17 protein-coding genes are annotated in these 17055 nt (G+C 73.4%); 7 read left to right on the top strand and 10 right to left on the bottom strand.

From position 1 onward, the window contains the following. Window positions 1-21 precede the first annotated feature (21 nt). On the top strand, window positions 22-936 hold the full coding sequence (locus OP18_RS08965; RefSeq protein ID WP_033358324.1) for a MerR family transcriptional regulator: 915 nt from the start codon (window positions 22-24) through the stop codon (window positions 934-936). 4 nt (window positions 937-940) lie between these two features. Beyond that, window positions 941-2371 carry a glycoside hydrolase family 13 protein gene (locus OP18_RS08960; protein ID WP_033358323.1) on the top strand — a complete coding sequence of 477 codons (1431 nt, stop codon included), beginning with the start codon at window positions 941-943 and terminating at the stop codon, window positions 2369-2371. On the opposite strand, the gene OP18_RS56910 is transcribed toward OP18_RS08960, so the two are convergent. The 4 genes from OP18_RS56910 to trpS are packed head-to-tail and all read right to left on the bottom strand — an operon-like array spanning window position 2368 to window position 5590. Next, on the bottom strand, window positions 2368-2808 hold the full coding sequence (locus OP18_RS56910; protein WP_033358598.1) for a hypothetical protein: 441 nt from the start codon (window positions 2806-2808) through the stop codon (window positions 2368-2370). The genes OP18_RS08960 and OP18_RS56910 overlap by 4 nt on opposite strands. Before the next feature lie 8 nt (window positions 2809-2816). Next, entirely contained in the window at window positions 2817-3986 is a 1170-nt protein-coding gene (locus OP18_RS08950; RefSeq protein ID WP_052386427.1) for a YihY/virulence factor BrkB family protein, read from the bottom strand. Window positions 3987-3990: 4 nt separating this feature from the next. Further along, a complete protein-coding gene (locus tag OP18_RS08945) occupies window positions 3991-4563 on the bottom strand; it encodes a 2'-5' RNA ligase family protein (protein WP_245635309.1) in 573 nt (190 codons plus the stop codon). Continuing rightward, window positions 4550-5590, bottom strand: coding sequence for a tryptophan--tRNA ligase (gene trpS / locus OP18_RS08940; RefSeq protein WP_081970579.1), 1041 nt, complete (start codon window positions 5588-5590; stop codon window positions 4550-4552). The genes OP18_RS08945 and trpS overlap by 14 nt, the downstream gene beginning before the upstream one ends. A gap of 75 nt (window positions 5591-5665) precedes the next feature. On the opposite strand from trpS, the gene OP18_RS08935 reads away from it, so the two are divergent. The 4 genes from OP18_RS08935 to OP18_RS08920 are packed head-to-tail and all read left to right on the top strand — an operon-like array spanning window position 5666 to window position 9256. Then, complete coding sequence (locus OP18_RS08935; RefSeq protein WP_052386425.1) at window positions 5666-6247, top strand: RNA polymerase sigma factor; 582 nt, start codon at window positions 5666-5668, stop codon at window positions 6245-6247. Beyond that, entirely contained in the window at window positions 6237-7517 is a 1281-nt protein-coding gene (locus OP18_RS08930) for a sialidase family protein (RefSeq protein ID WP_033358321.1), read from the top strand. Before OP18_RS08935 ends, OP18_RS08930 begins: the two co-directional genes overlap by 11 nt. A gap of 55 nt (window positions 7518-7572) precedes the next feature. Further along, window positions 7573-8085, top strand: a complete 513-nt coding sequence (locus tag OP18_RS08925; protein ID WP_245635308.1) for an RNA polymerase sigma factor — start codon at window positions 7573-7575, stop codon at window positions 8083-8085. After that, window positions 8078-9256 carry a beta propeller repeat protein gene (locus OP18_RS08920; RefSeq protein WP_033358320.1) on the top strand — a complete coding sequence of 393 codons (1179 nt, stop codon included), beginning with the start codon at window positions 8078-8080 and terminating at the stop codon, window positions 9254-9256. The genes OP18_RS08925 and OP18_RS08920 overlap by 8 nt, the downstream gene beginning before the upstream one ends. Window positions 9257-9260: 4 nt before the next feature. Here the strand turns inward: OP18_RS08920 and galE are convergent, their stop codons facing one another. Next, window positions 9261-10232, bottom strand: coding sequence for a UDP-glucose 4-epimerase GalE (gene galE, locus OP18_RS08915; protein ID WP_033358319.1), 972 nt, complete (start codon window positions 10230-10232; stop codon window positions 9261-9263). An 85-nt stretch (window positions 10233-10317) separates the two neighbouring features. On the opposite strand from galE, the gene OP18_RS08910 reads away from it, so the two are divergent. Then, complete coding sequence (locus OP18_RS08910; RefSeq protein ID WP_081970577.1) at window positions 10318-11115, top strand: hemolysin family protein; 798 nt, start codon at window positions 10318-10320, stop codon at window positions 11113-11115. Between the two features lie 6 nt (window positions 11116-11121). On the opposite strand, the gene cysN is transcribed toward OP18_RS08910, so the two are convergent. From cysN to pth, 5 genes are all read right to left on the bottom strand, one after another. Continuing rightward, window positions 11122-12411 (bottom strand): sulfate adenylyltransferase subunit CysN, encoded by a 1290-nt coding sequence (gene cysN, locus OP18_RS08905; protein WP_033358318.1) that lies wholly within the window; start codon window positions 12409-12411, stop codon window positions 11122-11124. A gap of 1 nt (window position 12412) precedes the next feature. Then, a complete protein-coding gene (gene cysD / locus OP18_RS08900; RefSeq protein WP_033358317.1) occupies window positions 12413-13321 on the bottom strand; it encodes a sulfate adenylyltransferase subunit CysD in 909 nt (302 codons plus the stop codon). A gap of 18 nt (window positions 13322-13339) precedes the next feature. Then, the gene (locus tag OP18_RS08895) at window positions 13340-14179 is read right to left on the bottom strand and encodes an inositol monophosphatase family protein (protein ID WP_033358316.1); all 840 of its coding nucleotides are present in this window, start codon (window positions 14177-14179) and stop codon (window positions 13340-13342) included. Next, complete coding sequence (locus OP18_RS08890; RefSeq protein ID WP_313900948.1) at window positions 14179-16314, bottom strand: sugar transferase; 2136 nt, start codon at window positions 16312-16314, stop codon at window positions 14179-14181. Before OP18_RS08890 ends, OP18_RS08895 begins: the two co-directional genes overlap by 1 nt. Before the next feature lie 134 nt (window positions 16315-16448). Further along, entirely contained in the window at window positions 16449-17036 is a 588-nt protein-coding gene (gene pth, locus OP18_RS08885) for an aminoacyl-tRNA hydrolase (RefSeq protein WP_033358315.1), read from the bottom strand. Window positions 17037-17055 lie beyond the last annotated feature (19 nt).

The raw sequence follows: 17055 nt of genomic DNA, 5'->3' as shown, positions 1-17055 counted from the left end.
TGGAGGGTCCACGATGGCGACATGAACATCGGCGAGCTGTCCCGGCTGTCCGGCCTGCCGGTCAAGACGATCCGGTACTACTCCGACGTCGGCCTGGTCCCGGAGGCCGAGCGTTCCCGCGCCAACTACCGCCGCTACGACCACGACTCCCTGGTCCGGCTGGAGTTCGTGCGGACGCTGCGGGAGCTGGGGCTGGACATCGCGACCATCAAGCGGGTCCTGGACCGCGGCGAGGACCTCGGCACGGTGGCCGCCGCGCACGCCGAGGCGATCGGCGTGCAGATCCGGGTGCTGCGGCTGCGCCGGGCGGCGCTGCGCGCCGTGGCCCGCCGCGACCCGACCCCGGCCGAGCTGGACCGCATGACCCGCATCGCGCAGGCGAGCACCGACGAGCGGCGCCGCATCGTCGAGGAGTTCTTCGACAGCATCTTCGCCGAGGTCGCGGACTCCCCGGAGGCCGCGCGGTTCACCGAGCGGATGCGCAGCGTCTCCCCCGACCTGCCCGACGACCCCACCGACGCGCAGGTCGACGCCTGGATCGAGCTCGCCGAGATGCTCCGCGAGCAGGACTTCCGGGCCCGGCTGCGGGAGATGGGCAAGCGCAGCTTCGCCCCGTCCGAACGCCGCCTGGTGCCGACCGGCGCGGCGGACGTCGACTGGTTCACCGGCCACGTCGCCGAGCACATGGACGCCGGCGTGACACCCGGCAGCCCGAAGGCCGGCGCCGTGGTCGACACCGTGCTGCGCCGGTGGGGGCTCACCCCGGACGACCGGGAGGAGCTCGTCGACCAGCTCACCCTCGCCGTCGACCCGCGGGCCGAGCGGTACTGGCAACTCATGGCGGTGATCAACGGCTGGCCGCCGATCCCGGCCACCATGCACCGGTGGCAGTGGTTCCTGAACGCCCTCCGAGCCGGTCACGGACAGCTACGTTGACCTTGTGGAATGGTGGCGGCACGCGGTCATCTATCAGATCTACCCGCGCAGCTTCGCCGACGCCGACGGTGACGGCGTCGGCGACCTGCCGGGCATCACCGCGCGGCTGGGCCACCTCGCCGACCTCGGGGTCGACGCGCTGTGGCTCTCGCCGTTCTACCGCTCCCCCATGGTCGACGGCGGCTACGACGTCAGCGACTACCGCGACGTCGACCCCGTCTTCGGCACCCTCGCCGACTTCGACGCCCTGCTCGCCGAGGCGCACCGGCTCGGGCTGCGGGTCATCGTCGACATCGTGCCCAACCACACGTCCTCGCAGCACCCGTGGTTCGTGCAGGGCCTGCGCGACCGGTACGTCTTCCGCGACACGCCGAACGGATGGCGCTCGCTCTTCGGCGGCCCCGCCTGGACGCAGGTCGCCGACGGGCAGTGGTACCTGCACCTGTTCGACCCCGCACAACCGGACCTGAACTGGGAGAACCCGGACGTCCGGGCGGAGTTCGACGACATCCTGCGCTTCTGGCTGGACCGGGGCGTGGACGGCTTCCGGGTCGACGTCGCGCACGGCCTGATCAAGGACCTGGCCGGCGTGACGTACTTCGACCACGAGGGCGTCCACGAGATCCACCGCGGCTGGCGCAGGATCCTCGACTCCTACCCCGGTGACCGGATGGCCGTCGCCGAGGTGTTCGACACCGCCCCGGACCGCGTCGCCCGCTACGTGTCGGTGGGCCAGCTGCACCAGGCGTTCAACTTCGACTTCCTGGAGGCCCCCTGGGACCCGGCGGTCCTGCGCCGGATCATCGACGCGTCCGTGGCCGCCGCGGCGGCGGTCGGCGCGCCGCCGACCTGGGTGCTGTCCAACCACGACCGGCGCCGGCACGTGACCCGCTTCGGCGGCGTGCGGCGGGCCCGGGCGGCGGCCCTGCTGATGCTCGGCCTGCCCGGCAGCGCCTACCTGTACCAGGGCGAGGAGCTCGGCCTGCCGGAGGTGCTGGACCTGCCGGACGAGGTGCGCACCGACCCGCAGTGGATCCGCTCCGCCGGCGCCGAGCCCGGCCGGGACGGCTGCCGGGTGCCGCTGCCCTGGTCGGGCGACGCACCGCCGTTCGGCTTCGGCCCGGGCGGCGCGTGGCTGCCGCAGCCGGCGGACTGGGCCGCGCTGACGGTCGAGGCGCAGCGCAAGGATCCGCACTCGATGCTGCGGCTGTACCAGGCGGCGCTGCGGCGGCGCCGGCCGGCGACGTCGCTGCGCTGGCTCGACGCGCCCGACGGCGTGCTGCTGTTCGAGACGCAGACCATGCGGGTCGCGGCGAACCTGGGCCCGGCGCCGGTGCCCGTCGAGTGGCCGGCCATCCCGCTGCTGAGCAGCGACGAGATGGCCGGCGAGCTGCCACCGGACACGACCGCCTGGTGGACGATCGGGGAAGGCTAGGCCGTCAGCTTCGCCGCGATCCGGGCGAAACCGGCGCGGATCTCCTCGATCGACGGTGCCTCGTGCGTGTGGTCGGGGTCGTCGTGGTCGTGGTCGTGGTCGTGGCCATGACCGTGGTGGTCGTCGTCGTAGCCGGCGAGCTCCTCGTCGAGCGCCGCCGTCTCCAGGTCCTCGTTCTCGGCCGCCAGGCGGGAGGCGGCGATGTCGCCCAGGATCTGCTCGGCGGTGACGTGCGGCTGCAGCGGCTCGACCACCGCCATCAGCTCCTCGTCGGCGACCACGGCCTCGGCGAGGGCGAGCGCGTGCGCCCGCTCGTAGGGCCCGCACACGACGGGCTCCCACTCCTCGTCCTCGTTCAACGGGCCGAAGGTGATGATCCACGGCAGGGTCAGCGCCGGCGCGTCGGCCGGCAGGTCCAAAGTCACAAGTGCACCCACGGCGCCCATCATGACGGGTCGCGCGGCTCCGCAGGCGCCGAACCGCCGGACGGGACGATCCGCCGCGCCATGTCGGCGGCCACCGCCACCGCGTCCGGGTCCGCCGGCCGCGGCCGCACACCCCTGGCGGGCGGCTCCCGCCCCGGGCCGGCCGTATCCCCGGCAGCACTTCCGGCCGTGTCCCCGCCGGTGGCGTCCGGGTGCTCGGCGCGTACCGCGGCCGCCGCCCGTTCGGTGGTCTCCGCCGCCTCCTCGACCAGCTGGGCCGCCCGCATGGCCGCCTTCACGTCGCTGCGCGGCTCGCCCCCGGCGAGGTCCTTGGCCCGCCCGTGGGTGTCGGTGGCCGCCAGCGCCGCGGCGAACAGCAGCAGCTGGTGCAGCAGGTACATGTACAGCAGCAGCCCGATCGTGCCGGCGACCAGCTGGTAGGCCGGGTTGGTCTCGATGCGCGTGATGTAGAGCTTGCCGAGCGTCTTGAGCAGCCCGAGCCCGACCGCGAACAGCAGCGCGGAGGGCAGCAGCCGGCGCAGCGACATGCGCAGCCGCGGCACGCCGGCCAGCAGCGCCATGCCCAGGATCACGTCCACGATGCCGGACAGCAGCGTCGAGGTGCCGCGCAGCGCCACCCGGACCGGGTCCTGCTCGAAGTCGCCGGCCAGCCAGTACAGCAGCTCCTGCACCCCGGCGAAGATGCCGGTCGAGACGATCAGCAGCATGCCCAGCGCCACCAGCACGGCGAGGTCCACCAGCCAGCGCACCACCGCGTTGCCCGGGTGCTCCTGCAGGTGCCACAGCGCGCGCTGCGACGAGCGCAGGTTCTCCACCCAGCCGACCCCGGCGATGATCAGGCCGACCAGCGCGATGAGCCCGATCTGCTGGCTGCCGGCGAAGATCTGGTCGGAGTGCAGCTGCGGCAGGTTGACCTCCAGGTAGCCCTGGACCCGCTCGACGACGGCCTCGTTGCCGCCGAGCACCCGGCCGAGGATGAAGAACGCCACGACGACCATCGCGAACACGGCGAAGAACCCGTAGTAGGCGGTCGCGGCGGCGAGCCGGGCGGCGTCGACGTCGAAGTAGCGCTCCTGCGCCCGCCAGAAGTGGTCGAACGCGCGGGAGCGGCGGCGGCCGGCGGCCACCACCCGGTCGAAACCGGCTTCCAGCCGGTCCAGCAGGCCCACCTCTCTATCGTCGCTGATCCGCGGCGGACCGGCGCGGCGACAGGCGGTACTGCGCGCACGGCCGCCATCGACCGCTCTCGTCGTGCTCGAAGAGCGCGAACCCGTCGACGGGGAACGCGGCCTCGTACCCGGCGAGGTCGGCGAACGCGGCGTCGAGCCGCTCCGGGGCGACGTTGTGCGCGACGGTGACGTGCGGGTGGTACGGGTACGGCACCGTCGCCTGGATCTCGGCGGCGTCGAGCACGGCCCGGTGCAGCCGCTCACACTCGCCGATGCCGGCCGCGACCGCCACGAAGACCACCTGGGTCAGCGGGCGGAAGGTGCCGGTCCCGCGCAGCCGCACGGTGAACGGCGCGTGCCGGCGCGCGACCTCGGCCAGGTGCCGGTCGATCGCGGGCAGGTCGGCCGCGGCGACCTCGGTCGGGCCGAGCAGGGTCACGTGCGCGGGCACGTGCGCGGCGGCCGGGTCGCCCGCGGCGAGGCGGGCGGCGGTGAGCTCGCTGCCCCAGGGGTCGGGGAGGTCGATCGCGACGCCGATGGTGGTCCGCAACGCCCCGGCCACGTCAGTGCGCAGCACCCGGTGCGAGGAACCCGATCCGGTCGTAGACCGTGGCCAGGGTGGCGGCGGCGACCGTGCGGGCCTTCTCGGCGCCGATCGCGAGCAGCTTGTCCAGCTGTGACGGGTCCTCGAGGTAGGTGTTGGTGCGCTGCTGGATCGGGCGCAGGAACTCCACCACGACCTCGGCGAGGTCCTTCTTGAGGTCGCCGTAGCCCTTGCCGTCGTACGCCGCGACGAGGTCCTCGATGGTGCGCCCGGTCAGCGCCGAGTAGATCGTGAGCAGGTTCGAGATGCCGGGCTTGGCCGCCGGGTCGAAGATGATCTCACGGCCGGTGTCGGTGACCGCCGACTTGATCTTCTTCGCGGCCCGCGCCGGGTCCTCGAGCAGCTCCACCAGGCCGGCCGCGGTCGACGCCGACTTCGACATCTTGGCCGTCGGCTCCTGCAGGTCGGTGATCTTGGCAGTGTCCTTGATGATGTACGGCGCCGGCACCGTGAACGTCGCGCCGAACGTCGTGTTGAACCGCTGGGCCAGGTCGCGGGTCAGCTCCAGGTGCTGGCGCTGGTCCTCGCCGACGGGCACCGCGTCCGCCTGGTACAGCAGGATGTCGGCGGCCTGCAGGATCGGGTAGGTGAACAGCCCGACGCTGGACCGGTCCGCACCCTGCTTCTGGGACTTGTCCTTGAACTGCGTCATCCGGCTGGCCTCGCCGAAGCCGGTGATGCAGCCCATCACCCAGCCCAGCTGCGCGTGCTCCGGCACGTGGCTCTGCACGAACAGCGTGCACCGCTCGGGGTCGAGCCCGACCGCCAGCAGCTGCGCCGCGCTCACCCGGGTGCGCCGGCGCAGCAGCGCCGGGTCGTGCCCGGCGGTGATCGCGTGCAGGTCGACCACGCAGTAGAAGGTGTCGTGCGTGTCCTGCATCGCCACCCAGTTGCGCAACGCGCCGAGATAGTTGCCCAGATGGAACGAGTCGGCGGTGGGCTGGATCCCGGAGAGCACCCGAGGACGGGCGGTGCTGACGGACGGCGACATGCGGGTCATTCTGTCAGCACCACCACCGCGGTGGCGCAACCGGGAGCACGCGACAGCAGTCTTGTTCGGTGAGGGGGTGACCGGGTGGGCGAGGAGCTCGAGGCACGCGAAGCCGTCCGTGACGCGTACGAGGCGCACTACCGGCGGCTCGTCGCCGCGCTGTACGCGCTCACCGGCGACCACGCCGAGGCCCAGGACCTGGTCCAGGAGGCCTACGCGCGCGCCCTGGCCCGGCCGCGGCAGTTCCTCGACGTCGCCGACCCGGAGGCGTGGTTACGCACCGTGGCGATGAACCTGGCCCGGACCCGCTGGCGCCGCCGGCGCCTCTTCGACACACTGGTGCGCAGCGGTCGGGTCGCCCGTCCGGTGGAGAGCGTCCCCGGCGTCGACCCGAACCGGGTCGCGCTCGTCGCCGCCCTGCAGCAGCTGTCGCAGGCCACCCGCGAGACGATCGTGCTGCACCACCTCGCCGACATGTCGGTGCACGAGGTCGCCGACGCCCTGGGCGTGCCGGTCGGCACGGTGAAGGCCCGCCTGTCGCGGGGGCGCGCCATGCTCGCCGCGCTGCTCAGCGACGCCGACACCGACACCGACGGCACCGGGCTGCGCCGCCGGCCCGTGGCCCTGCCCCAACGCGACGTCCAGGAGGTGCGAGATGCGCCCTGACCTGGACTTCCGCTCGCTCCGGGCGCAGGTCGAGGCGGCCACCTGGATGCCGGACTTCAGCCTGCTGTACCGCCGGGCCGGCCGGGTGCGCATGCGCGACCGGATGGCCGTCGTCGGCGCCCTCGTCGGCACGCTCGCCGTCTTCGCGCCCGTCGCGCTCGCCGGGGTGTTCGGCCGGCCGTCGCCCGCCGCCCTCGGGCCCAACCCCGACCTCGGCGAGCCGTGGACGCCGCTGCCGTCGGTGTCGCCGCCGGCCGGTGGCAGCTTCGAGACGACCCGCACGGTCCGGGCCGCCGCCGGCGACCTGCCCGACGGCGTGGTCGCCGCGGTCGACGTCTGCGTCGAGGTGCCGCAGGCCCGCCGGTGCAACCTGCAGGTCGTCGTGCTGCGGGGCGCGCCGCGCGGCGGGCCGCTGCTGGCCGACGCGCTGCGGCAGAGCGCGCTGGACAAGGTCGACCACGTGGACCTGGTCCGGCTCGCCCCGCAGACGTTCATGCTCAGCGGGGAGGTCAGCGGCGGCTCCCGCACCAGCGTCAAGTTCCGCCTCGACGACCCGTCGGCCACCCCGGACGTCACGCCGGTCATCGGCCCGGAGACCCGTGAGGCGCTCGGCGCCGCCGACCGGGTGGTGCAGCTGGTGGAGTACGGCGACCTCTTCGGCGTCCGGCAGAGCGACGGCACGCTGAGCCTGCTCGTCGACCAGCCGCCGATGGCCCGGCGGGCGATCGTGGGCGGGCTGCCGGTCGCGGCCGGCTGGTGGGTCACCGGCTCGGACCTGCGCTCCGGCGCGCCGGCCGTCGCGGTCAGCAAGGACCAGGGCCGGACCTGGCTGGCCCGCACGCTGGACGCACCGCCGGGCATCGACGCGCCCACCGTGGTCAGCCGGGACGGCACGACGGCGCACGCCTTCATCCGGTACGCCAAGGGCATCCGGCACTTCCGCTCGCGCGACGGCGGGGAGAGCTGGCAGGAGGTGGGCACGAAGATCGAGCTGCCGGCGCCGCTGAACAACGACGGCGCCCTCAACGGCCGCGCCTTCGGCGCGCTGATGCGCCCGGACCGCTCCGTGCAGCTGTGGGTCAGGGGCGACTCCGAGACCGTCTACCTGGAGAGCCTCGACGGCGAGCACTTCGGCGTCGTGGCCGGGCCGGGCGGCTCGCTGCACGCGGTCGACAACGGCTTCGCCACGCTCAGCGACCCGCCCCGGCTGTCCACCGACGGTCGTGCCTGGGACACCGGGACCATGCCGGCCACCCTGCTGCCCGAGTGAGCACCGTTTCGTAGAAGGTTGGAACCGGCGCGCCCGGTCGGGGATCGTGAGCGGTGTGAGCGAGCTCGAGGGGGTGTACCACGCCTGCTACCGCAGGCTGGTGACGCAGCTCTACGCGTTCACGACCGACCTCACCGAGGCCCAGGACGTCGTGCAGGAGGCGTTCGCCCGGGCCGCCGCCCGCCCCGGCGGCTTCGCCGGCATCGACAACCCCGAGGCCTGGCTGCGCACCGTGGCGGTCAACGTGGTCCGCCGCCGCTGGCGCCGGCGGAAGCTGCTCGACCTGATCCTGCTGCGTGAGCGCGCCGGCCAGCGGCACGTCGAGGCCGGGCCGTCGCCGGAGCGCACCGACCTGACCGAGGCCCTCGACGCCATCCCCCGCACCTATCGGGAGGTCATCGTGCTGCACTACTACGCCGATCTCAGCGTCGAGGAGATCGCCGCCGCGCTCGGCGTGCCCGGCGGCACCGTCAAGTCGAGGCTGTCGCGGGGGCGGGCGGCGCTCGCCCAGCGGCTGCCCGGGTACTCGCCCGCGGCGTCGCCGTCGACGCAGGTGCGCCATGCCTGACGAGCTGGAGACCCTGCTGCGCGCCCAGCGGCTCGACATCGCCCAGCCGCCCCTGGCCGCGATCACCGCCCGGGCCCGCGTCCTGCGCCGCCGCCGGCGCGCCGTGCGGGCCGCCGTGGCCGCCGTGGCCGCGGCCGCGTTCGCGGTGCCGTGGCTGTGGCCCGGCGACGCCCCGCCGCCCCAGGTGACGTCCACGCCGGCGGTGCCGACCGGCGCGGTGTACACGGGCGGCGGCATCACCATCAACGGCCTGCCCGGCCTGCCCAGGGACCTGCCGGGGAAGATCGTGGACGCGCAGTTCATCGACGCCGACCGGGGTTTCCTGCTGACCGTGGAGTGCGCCGGCTCCTGCACCGCCTGGGTCAGCGCGTCGGCGGACGGCGGCCGGACCTGGACGACGGACCGCGCGCCCGGCGCCTTCGCCGCGCCCGGCCGCGCCGACGCGCTGGCACTGGTCGTCGCCGGCGCACGGGTCGCGCTGATCGGTGAGCCGGGCCGGGCCAGCAGCGAGGACGGCGTGCACTGGGACACCGCCGACGACCGGCCCGCGACCGCGGCGCTGCCCGGCGACGCCCGCCTGCTCCTGCGCGGCTCGCAGGTCACGGCGCTCCTGCACGACGGCACCACGCTGGTCCTGCCGCCGGCCCAGCCGCCGATCACGCCGGCGTGGGTCGCTCCGGTCCGCGCCGGCGACGGCTCGTGGTGGGTCGGCGGCACGTCCGGCGGGCATCCGGCCGTGGCGGTGTCCCGGGACGGCGGCGCCACGTGGCAGCCCACGACGTTCCCCGGCACCGGCACGGCGCGGGTGTCGTTCCTGGGCCGGGACGTCTACGCCGCGCTGGCGGACCCCACCACCAGCCCGCCCACCCTGCTGGGGGTCGCCGCCTCCGCGGACGGCGGCGCCCACTTCGGCGACCCGGGCCCGCGCCCGGGCAGCACCGTGGGCGGCGACCTGGTCCCGCTGCTGGACGGTCGCCTGCTCATGGTCGACGGCGACAGCCACTGGCTCGTCTCGACCGACCGCGGCGCCACCTGGCAGCGGATCCAGGGCCTGCACCCGACCGGGCGCCTCGCCCGGACCCAGACCGGCTGGGTCGCTTACGGCATGTCGACGATCTACACCGCGTACTCCGTCGACGGCACCACCTGGCAGAAGCTCGACGCCCAGTAGCGCCTCAGCTGCGGATGAAGTCCCAGGCGTCGCGGACCATCGTGGCCAGCTCGGCGTGCTGCGGGGTCCACGCCAGCTCCCGCTTCGCCTTGTCCGACGCCGCGACGAGCTGCGCGGGGTCGCCGGGGCGGCGCGGCGCCATCTCGACCGGGACCGGGTGGCCGGTGACCTCGCGGACGACCTCGACGACCTGGCGGTTGGAGAAGCCGGTGCCGTTGCCGAGGTTGTACACGCGGTGCCCGGGCCCGTCCATGGTGCCGAGGGCGAGCAGGTGGGCGGCGCCGAGGTCACCGACGTGGATGTAGTCGCGGATGTTGGTGCCGTCGGGGGTGTCGTAGTCGTCGCCGAAGAGCTGCAGCTTCTCCCGGCGGCCGAGCGCGACCTGCAGGGCGATCGGGATCAGGTGCGTCTCCGGGTCGTGCCGTTCGCCGATCATGGAGCCGTCGGGGCGGCGCAGGGCGCCGGCGACGTTGAAGTAGCGCAGGCTGACCGCGGAGATGCCGTGCCCCACCGCCTCGCCGGTGAGGGCGTGGTCGGCGGCGAGCTTGGAGGTCGCGTACGGGTTCGGCGGGCGCACCGCGGCGGTCTCCGGGATCGGCACCGCGTCGGGGTCGCCGTAGACGTTGGCGGTGGAGGAGAAGACCAGGCGGCGGGTGCCGGCGGCGCGCATCGCGTCGAGCAGCAGCAGCGTGCCGACGGTGTTGTTCTCCCAGTACTTCTCGGGCTTGTGCACGCTCTCGCCGGCGGCGATGAACGCGGCGAAGTGCAGCACCCCGTCGAACCCGGCGTCGCGGGTCAGCACGTCACCGATCGCGTCGTGGACCCGGCCGCGGACGAAGACGGCGCCCTGCGGCACCGACGACTCGTGGCCGGTGGAGAGGTCGTCGAGCACCGTCACGTCGTGGCCGGCGTCGAGCAGCAGGGCGGTGACGACGCTGCCGATGTAGCCGGCGCCCCCGGTGACGAGCAGTTTCACGGCGTTCCTCCAAAAGTCATCATGAACCAACAAATTTACACGTCCGAGGTGAACGACGCGGTCCCCGCCGCCTACAATTTCCGGCATGCCGGAGCGTGGCCCCGGAACCATCAGGCAAACCGTCGCGGGTTTGCTGAGCCGCTGGGCCCACCGCCTTCACGCTACCAACGGGTCCGTGGACGTCAGCGAGGCCGAGCTCCGCACGCTCATCGCCGGTGGCACCGGCACCGGCCACGTCCGTGAGGTGATGGTGCCGCGCACCGAGGTGCTGTTCCTCGACGCGGGGCTGACGGTCGCGGAGGCGGTGACGCAGGTGCGCACGACCCGGCACTCCCGCTTTCCCGTGATCGACGGCGACCAGGACGACGTGCTCGGCTTCGTCCACGTGCGCGACCTGACGCTGCTGCCCGCGGTCGACCCGTGCCTGCGCCTGCGGGAGCTGACCCGCGAGGTGAAGCGCCTCCCGGCGAGCAAGCGCGTGCTGGCGGCGCTGTCGGAGATGCGCCGGGAGGGTCATCACCTGGCGGTCGTGATGGACGAGTACGGCGGCACGGCCGGGATCGTCACCCTGGAGGACCTCATCGAGGAGCTCGTCGGGGAGATCCACGACGAGTACGACGCGCCGCCGGCGCCGGAGCCGGCGCTGCCGGACGAGTCCGCCGAGGTCGACGGCCGGCTCAACCTCGCCGACCTGGCCGAGCGGACCGGGCTGGCGCTGCCGAGCGGCCCCTACGAGACGGTCGCCGGCTTCGTCATGGCCCGCCTGGGCCGGCTGCCGCGCACCGGCGACGAGGTGCGCCACGACGGCTGGCACCTGCACGTCAGCACCGTCGAGGGCCGCCGGGTGGCGCGGGTCAGCGTGATCCGCCCGCGCCAGCCGTGAGGCGGGTCAGCCGGCCTCGATGATCATGCCGGCGCCGACCGTGCGGTTGGTGGCCTCGTCGATGATGATGAAGCCGCCGGTGGTGCGGTTGCGGCGGTACTCGTCGGCGAGCAGCGGCACCGTGGTGCGCAGCTTGACCCGGCCGATCTCGTTGAGCGCGAGGGACGTCGCCGACTCGTCGCGGTGCAGCGTGTTCACGTCGAGCCGGTACTGCAGGCCGCGGACCACGGTGCGGGCCGAGCGGGTCGTGTGCTTGATCGAGTACTTGCCGCCGACGGTCAGCGGGCGGGTCTCGTCCATCCAGCAGATCATCGCCTCGATGTCCTGGGCGACGGCCGGCGCGTTGTTCGGCCGGCAGATCATGTCGCCGCGGGCGATGTCGATCTCGTCGGCGAGGCGGATCGTCACCGACATCGGCGGGTAGGCCTCCCGCAGCGGCCCGTCGGCCGTCTCGATGTGCGTGATCTTCGTGGTGAAGCCCGAGGGCAGCACCATGACCTCGTCGCCGGGCTTGAGCACGCCCGAGGCGACCTGGCCGGCGTAGCCGCGGTAGTCGGCGACCGTGGTGGACTGCGGGCGGATCACGTACTGCACCGGGAAGCGCACGTCGACCAGGTTGCGGTCGGAGGCGATGTGCACGTGCTCCAGGTGGTGCAGCAGCGACGGGCCCTCGTACCACGGCATGTTCTCGGACCGGCTGACCAGGTTGTCGCCGTGCAGCGCCGAGATCGGGATGACGGTGAGGTCGGGCGCCTCGAGCTTCGCGGCGAACGAGGTGAACTCGTCGGCGATCCGCTCGAACACCTCCTGCGAGTAGTCGACCAGGTCCATCTTGTTGACGCAGAGCACCAGGTGCGGCACGCGCAGCAACGAGCACAGGAAGGCGTGCCGCCGGGACTGCTCGACCAGGCCCTTGCGGGCGTCGACCAGGATCAGTGCCAGGTCGGCCGTGGAGGCGCCGGTGACCATGTTGCGCGTGTACTGGATGTGGCCCGGCGTGTCGGCGATGATGAACTTGCGCCGCGGGGTGGCGAAGTAGCGGTACGCCACGTCGATCGTGATGCCCTGCTCCCGCTCGGCGCGCAGGCCGTCGGTGAGCAGCGCGAGGTTGGTGTACTCGTCACCACGGGAGCGCGAGGTCGCCTCGACCGCCTCCAGCTGGTCGGTGAAGATCGCCTTCGAGTCGTACAGCAGGCGGCCGATCAGCGTCGACTTGCCGTCGTCGACGGAGCCGGCGGTGGCGAACCGCAGCAGGTCCATCTGCCGCTGCGCGGGCGTCTCAACAACCGCGGTCATGTTAGAAGTACCCCTCACGCTTGCGGTCTTCCATGGCCGCCTCGCTGACCTTGTCGTCGCCGCGGGTCGCGCCGCGCTCGGTGATGCGGGTGGCGGCGACCTCGTCGATGACCTTGTCGATGGTGTCCGCGTCGCTGCGGACGGCGGCGGTGCAGGAGGCGTCGCCGACGGTGCGGTAGCGCACCCGCTCCACGAACGGCGTCTCCCCCGCCTTCAGCGGCAGGAACTCGTTGATCGCGTAGAGCATGCCGTTGCGGTCGACGACCTCACGGTCGTGCGCGAAGTAGATGTCGGGCAGGTCGATGCCCTCGCGGGCGATGTAGTGCCAGACGTCCAGCTCGGTCCAGTTGGACAGCGGGAAGACCCGGATCGACTCGCCGGGCGCGATGCGGGCGTTGTACAGCGCCCACAGCTCGGGCCGCTGGTTGCGCGGGTCCCACTGGCCGAAGTCGTCGCGGAAGCTGAAGACGCGCTCCTTGGCGCGGGCCTTCTCCTCGTCGCGGCGGGCGCCGCCGAACAGCGCGTCGAAGCGGTACTTCTCGACCGCGTCGAGCAGCACCGGGGTCTGGATCCGGTTGCGCATGCCGTCGCCGGACTCCCGGACCAGGCCGCTGTCGATCGCCTCCTGGACGCTGGCCACGATGAGCTGCACGTTGAGCTCGCTCACCCGGCGGTCGCGGTAGGCGAGCACCTCGGGGAAGTTGTGTCCCGTGTCGACGTGCATGACCGGGAACGGGATCCGTCCGGGGGCGAACGCCTTCTCCGCGAGGCGGAGCATGACGATCGAGTCCTTGCCACCGGAGAACAACAGGACGGGCCGCTCGAACTCGGCGACGACCTCACGCATGATGAACAGGCTCTCGGCCTCGAGAGCGTCCAGATGCGAGACGCGGTAGGGCGCGCGACTCATGGTTGGCGGAACCTTTCCCTAGGAAGCGACAGACGCGCTGATCGCGGCCAGCAACTGAGGCGCCAGTGCCTTCCGACACACCACCAGGTCGGGCAACCGTGGGTCGGGCTGGTTGTATTCCAACGTAGTCCCGTCGATCCGGGAAGCATGCAGACCCGTGGCGACCGCCACAGCGACCGGGGCGGCGGAGTCCCACTCGTACTGCCCGCCGGCGTGGACATAGGCGTCGACCGCACCGTCGATCACCGCGGCGATCTTGGCGCCGGCCGAACCCATCGGCACCAGCTCGATCGGCAGCCGCTCGGCGAGCGCCGTGAGCAGTGCCGGCGGCCTGGTCCGGCTGGCGGCGAGGCGGATCGGCTCGCCCTGCACCCCGGGCATCGGCGGGAACGGCGGCGGCGCGTCGGTGCCCAGGACGCAGTGCTGCGCAGGCAGGGCCACGGCACCGGCGAGCAGGCGCCCCCAGCCGACGGCGCGCTCCGGCTGCGGCGTGCCGTCACCGGCGTACTCGGTGATCCGCGCGGACGTGCGCCCCCACAGGGCGACGTGGACCGCCCAGTCGGCGCGGCCCTCCTCGCCGAACTCGCGGGTGCCGTCGAGCGGGTCGACGATCCAGACGCGGTCGGCGCCGAGCCGGGTGGCGCTGTCGGCGCCCTCCTCGGACAGGACCGCGTCGGCCGGGCGCCAGCGCTCCAGCTGCGCGACCAGCAGCTCGTGCGACAGCCGGTCACCGGCCTTGCGCAGGGCGGCCGGGTCGGCGTACCCCGTCTCCTCGCGCAGCTTCAGCAGCAGGTCGCCCGCGCGCTGGGCCAGCCAGCGGGCGAACCCGCCGTCCGTGGCGGGTGGTAGATCGGTCATCAGTACGCTCCAGCCCCTCGGGTCACCGCGCTCAACGTCCGCAGCATGATCACCAGGTCGAGCGACAGCGACCAGTTCTCCACATACTGCAGGTCGAGGCGCACCGCTTCGTCCCACGATAGGTCCGACCGGCCGGACACCTGCCAGAGGCCGGTCATCCCGGGCCGCACGGCCAGCCTGCGCCGGGCGTCGTCCGGATACACGGCGACCTCCTCCGGCAGCGGCGGGCGCGGCCCGACCAGTGACATGCTGCCCCCGAGCACGTTGAGCAGCTGGGGCAGCTCGTCGAGCGAAAACTTGCGCAGAAGCCGCCCGACGCGGGTGACCCGAGGGTCGTTGCGCAGTTTGAACAGTGCGCCGTCGACTTCGTTGAGGTGCCGCAGCTCGGCGAGGCGGGCCTCGGCATCCACGTGCATGGTGCGGAACTTGACGATCACGAACTCACGACCGTCTTTGCCCACACGTACTTGACGAAACAGTACCGGCCCTTGTGACTCCGCGCGAACCGCGAGCGCCAGACCAGCCAGAAGTGGACTCAGCACGACCAGGAGCACGAGGGCGCCGACCCGGTCCACGACCGCCTTCAGCACCCGCCGCGTGCCGGTCAGCGTGGGGTGCTCGACGTGCAGCATCGGCAGGCCGTCGACGGGGCGGATGGTGGTGCGGCTGCCGGCCACGTCGATCAGGGTGCTCGCCACGATGAGGTCGATGTCGTCGCGTTCCAGCCGCCACGCGAGCCGGCGCAGCGCGTGCCCGTCCAGCTCGGGGCACGACAGCACCAGCACCGTGTCGGCCCTGGCCTGGCGGACCGCGCCGGCGATCTCGTCGAACGTGCCGAGCACCGGCACCCCGGGCACGGTGCCCTCCTCGGCGAGGCAGGCGCCGACGACCTTGAGGCCGTGGTACCGCTCGCGGCACAGCTGCCTGGTCATCGCCTCGACGGCCAGCTCGTGCCCGACGACCACGACCCGGCGCATGCAGGCGCCGCGGGTCTTGCGGGCGCGGTGCAGCAGCTGCCGCAGCACGAACCGCGACACCAGGCACCCGGCCGTGACCAGCGGCAGCGCGACCACGAACCAGCCGCGGGCGATGGAGATCTCCGCGGCGTACGCGCCGATGATGGTCGCGGCGGTCAGCCCCAGGCCGGCCCGCAGCACCCGCTGGTACTCGTCGGTGCCGACGAACAGGTACCGCTTCTCGTAGGCGCGGTTGGCGGCGAGGGTGGCGGTGAAGGCGACCGGCAGCAGGGCGGACAGCAGCGCGTAGCGGCTGTTGTAGTTGGTCAGTACCGAGCCGAACCGCACCTCGAACGCCACCAGGCCGGCGAGGACCCCGATCAGGGTGTCGATGAGCAGCAGGGTCCGCAGGTAGCGCCCCTCCCACGCCCAGCGGGCCCGGTGCCGGGGCGCCCTGGCGGGCTCGGCCGCCGGTCCGACGGGCTTCGCGGCCGGCACGAACGTGGCCACCCGGCCGACGGCGTCCTCGACGGCCGCTTCGAGCTGGGGCGGGACGTGCGCGGGCGGGACCGGCGGGCCGGGCGCCGGCGACACCGGGGCGGCGGTGCGGGCCGCCGCGGAGGGCAGCGGCTCGGGACGGCGGATGACCGTGCCCATCGGACTGGGACGGCGGCGGACCACCTGGCGCTCGACAGGATCGGCGGCCTGGGCCCGGGCCGCGGGCGCGGCCGGCGGCCCGGCGGTCACCGGGTGCGGCGACGGGCCGGGCTCTCCCGTGGCCGGGGTGGCGGACACCGGGCGCGTGGGGCGCTGGGTGGCCTGCAGCGCGTTGCTCTGCCGCTCCGGACGGCGCAGCCCGCCCGAACGCTCGTCGCGACGCCCGCCGGGCCGCTCCTCCCACCGCAGGCCGGTGCGCGGTACGCCCGCCCGACCGCCGCCGGCCGTCGACCGGGCGGCGCGCTCGTCGTCGGACCCGGCGTCGGACCCGGCGTCGGACCCGGCGTCGGGCCTGGCGTCGGGCCCGGCGCCGGCGTGCTCGTGGCGGAGGACGCCGGTCCGGCCGTCGCGGCGCAGTGCGCCGGTGCGCTCCTCGCGGCGCAGGCCGCCGGGGCGGTCCTCGGGACGCAGGTGTGCCGGGCGGTGGAAGCCGTCCCGCGTTCGCCCGCTGTCGACCGCCACGCACGCCTCCTCAAGTCCGCCTTCTTTGCAAAAGGTGCGACTTGGAGTACAACGTGCAACTCGGACATGCGTCACGCCGACACACGGACCGGCATGGAAGGATCAGACCGGACGGCCGATGGACAGCTCGGCCGTCAGGACGCGTGGTACTGGTTCTGCGCCGGCTCGAGGCCGCGCTCGATGACCATCTCCACGGCGTCCGCGGCGCGGTCGATGAAGAAGTCGAGCTCCTTGCGCTCCACCGTGGTGAAGTCCGACAGCACGAAGTCGGCCGGGTTCTGCCGGCCGGGCGGCCGGCCGATGCCGAAGCGCACCCGCACGTAGTCCTTGCTGCCCAGCGACGAGGACATGGACCGCAGCCCGTTGTGGCCGCCCTCGCCGCCGCCCTGCTTGAGGCGCAGCTGCTCGTAGGGCACGTCGAGCTCGTCGTGCACGGCGATCACCTGGGCCACCGGCACCTTGTAGAACTGCGCCAGGCCGGCGACCGGACCGCCGGACAGGTTCATGAACGTCAGCGGCTTGACCAGCACGACGCGGGGCCCGCCGATGCGCAGGCGCCCCTCGGCCACGTCGGCGGCGACCCGCCGGTGCCGGGAGAAGCGCAGCCCGGCCCGCTGCGCGACCAGGTCGGCCACCATGAAGCCGACGTTGTGGCGGTGGCGCGCGTACTCCGGACCGGGGTTGCCCAGCCCGACGATCAGCCAGGGCGCGGTGTCCGTCATCAGGTCCCCTCATACGGCA

Origin of the sequence: Dactylosporangium aurantiacum, from assembly GCF_000716715.1 — a bacterium.
GTDB lineage: Bacteria > Actinomycetota > Actinomycetes > Mycobacteriales > Micromonosporaceae > Dactylosporangium > Dactylosporangium aurantiacum.
The sequence above is the reverse complement of the archived record's forward strand: the minus strand, read 5'-3'. Positions and strand labels throughout refer to the sequence as shown.